This window comes from Thermosynechococcus sp. OHK43 (genome assembly GCF_014466085.1).
In the GTDB taxonomy this organism is placed as follows: domain Bacteria; phylum Cyanobacteriota; class Cyanobacteriia; order Thermosynechococcales; family Thermosynechococcaceae; genus Thermosynechococcus.
The window spans coordinates 1-2,531 of record NZ_JACOMP010000125.1 but is presented as its reverse complement, the minus strand read 5'-3'; the positions used below and the strand labels follow the sequence as shown (position 1 = coordinate 2,531).

Sequence of the window (2,531 nt, the reverse complement as noted above, 5' to 3'; positions counted from 1 at the left end):
TGAAAGGGCTTGAGGGCAGAGCGGATAAAAGCAGCGGTTTCAGCATTTCCCGCAAGGGCAAGAATCCGTCCCCGGGCATCACAGACAACGGCATGGACATGGTGGCGCGACTCAACAATCCCTTCCCGCAGTAAGTAAACATCGAGGGCAGGAGCTTGGGTGCGTTTGGACATCGGTTCGGTCATGCGGGTAAGTGAGCAACAATATCGGCAGCAGCTACAGGAGTGCCCAACCAAGGGCAAGTCCCAAAGAAAAGATCACAAGCGCTAAAAATGTCACCTGTAACCGTTGCAAAATCGGGCGCAACTCGTAGGTATAGATCAGGCGATCTTGAGTCAATTCAGCTTCGGGTTTTTGCCATTCTTGACCATCATACCAACCCGTTTCTTCATAAACCACGGTGGGACGTTGCAGGCGATCGCCCACGTAGGCCCAACCCAACACAAGGCGCAAAAGAATGAGTAACAACAGGAAATTGGCTCCTACAGCAGCGGCCAAGAAGGTGTGAAGGGGTGCTTCTTTTAGAGAAAAGCTGGCGATCGCCACCGGTCCACTGACTAGCCAAGCCATCCCCCACAGCAGCAGCAAACGCCGTTGAAAACGCGGCCGCGGCCAACTCGACCATTCAAAAAACCAAGAGGCTTTGAGGTCACGATATTCGTTAATTGGTCGCTGATCTGCCGGAACAGGACAGAGACTCTGAGACACAGTGGCACAAGTTTAAGGACGCTGTTTCCAGCATACCAGTCTCGCTGAAATCGTGGATCGCCCCAGTGTGCATGAAATTGGGCGATCGCCCCTTACACTAGAGGATGGCAATCCCACCCTGCGTCTAGTGGGGAAACCTTTGCTGCTATATTGATTATTCCCTAATTCCCTTGCGGCACCTTGGATGGAATGGCACCATTTTGATGTTGCGCAGTTACGCCTGATTGACCAGCTGCTGGCTGGGCATCACCTGAGTCCAGCCCAGTACGATATTACACGCCGTGTGATTTATGCAACGGGGGATTTAGAATACCTGAATTTGATTGTCTATTCAGAGCAGGCTCTGCAATCTGGTGTGGCTGCCCTTGCTGCTCATACCCCGATTGTGGTGGATGTAACGATGGTACAGGTGGGGGTGCTCTCCTACACCCAAAACACCTTTGGCAATCCCATTTACTGTGGGGCAGAAACCTTCACCCGGCCGCAGCAGGAAAAATCTCGCATTGCCTTTGGTATTGAAACCTTGGCACGACGGCATCCCACGGCTATTTTTGTTCTCAGTAGTGATCATTCAGCCCTAGAACCCCTCCTGACTTTAGTGGAGGCTCAGGAAATTCGCCCCGCCTTAATTATTGACGCTGCCCCCAATTTTCTCCCCCCCACCTTGGATCGCCTGCAAAACTCTTGGGTACCCCACATTGCCATTAAGGGTTGCAAGGGGGGCGTGAGCGTTGCCACAGCAATTATGAACGGTTTACTGAAGTTGGCTTGGACGGCCTATGGTGACCCCCTTCCCTGAGGTGAATGAGTGGCTCTGTATTGGTCAAATCGTTGGTGCCCACGGCCTGCGGGGCGAGGTCAAAGTCAAGCCCTTTAGTGATTTTCCCGAACGCTTTACAGTGGCTGGTTGCCGTTGGTTGCGATCGCCCCGCCAGCCCCAGCCCTATACGGTTACCCTCCTACGGGGCCGATTTTTACCCCGTGCCGAACAGTTTGTGGTTACCTTTGCCGAAATTAGCGATCGCACCGCAGCGGAGGCGCTCAAGGGGGCAGAAATTTTAGTCCCCGCCAGCGATCGCCCACCCCTTGCGGCCAATGAATACCACCTCATGGATCTGATTGGACTGGCGGTCTATCACCAAGGTAAGCGGGTTGGCGAAGTAGTGGGCTTGGTCAATGCGGGCAATGACCTACTGGAAGTGCAGTTACTCGACCCTGCCCCAGCAGCCCCCCAATCGGTGTATATTCCCTTTGTCCCAGCCATCGTCCCGGTGGTTGATCTGGCAGCCCGAAGAATTGAAATTGATCCCCCCTTAGGGCTGTTGCCCTGATCAATCCCTACCAAAATCGTTAATAATAGGAATACTTGTATTTTTGTAGTCCCGACTCTTGAGATTATTGTTCAGTGAGCTGCCCCAACCCATCCCTTAAAGTCCCCTAATTCCACCTTGACGGTAGTCTTGACCTAGGCGAGCGCGATCGCCCTACCGTTTGCCCCTTCATAGAGATTTCAGAGCCTTTGAGAGACAGCATGAGTATTGGTAAAGTCCGCATCTATGACCTATCAAAAGAACTTAACCTAGATAATCGCGATTTATTGGCGATCTGTGAACAATTGGGGATTCCCTATAAAAGCCACAGCAGCACAATTTCCGATGCCGATGCCGATCGCATTCGCGACGCTGCTAAAACCTACCAACCCCATAGTGCCTCTCCCCATAAAGTTTCAAAAACACTGCCCCCTGTGAAGAAAGCCCCAGCCCCCCAAAAAACGCAGCAAATTGTTGCTGTGCACAGCCAAACCCGCTCTGAAATACCAGAAG

General features: G+C 52.5%; 5 protein-coding genes. 3 read left to right on the top strand and 2 right to left on the bottom strand.

The window, feature by feature from the left end:
* On the bottom strand, positions 1–185 hold a 185-nt coding region (locus tag H8Q75_RS05110), incomplete at its 3' end, for an asparaginase (protein WP_297040852.1).
* Positions 186–216: 31 nt separating this feature from the next.
* Positions 217–708 carry a CGLD27 family protein gene (locus H8Q75_RS05105; protein ID WP_024124145.1) on the bottom strand — a complete coding sequence of 164 codons (492 nt, stop codon included), beginning with the start codon at positions 706–708 and terminating at the stop codon, positions 217–219.
* A gap of 184 nt (positions 709–892) precedes the next feature.
* On the opposite strand from H8Q75_RS05105, the gene H8Q75_RS05100 reads away from it, so the two are divergent.
* The 3 genes from H8Q75_RS05100 to H8Q75_RS05090 form a co-directional block, all read left to right on the top strand.
* Positions 893–1,507, top strand: coding sequence for a precorrin-8X methylmutase (locus tag H8Q75_RS05100; protein WP_024124144.1), 615 nt, complete (start codon positions 893–895; stop codon positions 1,505–1,507).
* Positions 1,488–2,039, top strand: coding sequence for a ribosome maturation factor RimM (gene rimM / locus H8Q75_RS05095; protein WP_024124143.1), 552 nt, complete (start codon positions 1,488–1,490; stop codon positions 2,037–2,039). The genes H8Q75_RS05100 and rimM overlap by 20 nt, the downstream gene beginning before the upstream one ends.
* A 200-nt stretch (positions 2,040–2,239) precedes the next feature.
* Positions 2,240–2,531: translation initiation factor IF-2 N-terminal domain-containing protein (locus H8Q75_RS05090; RefSeq protein ID WP_297040851.1), on the top strand; the 292-nt coding region annotated here is incomplete at its 3' end.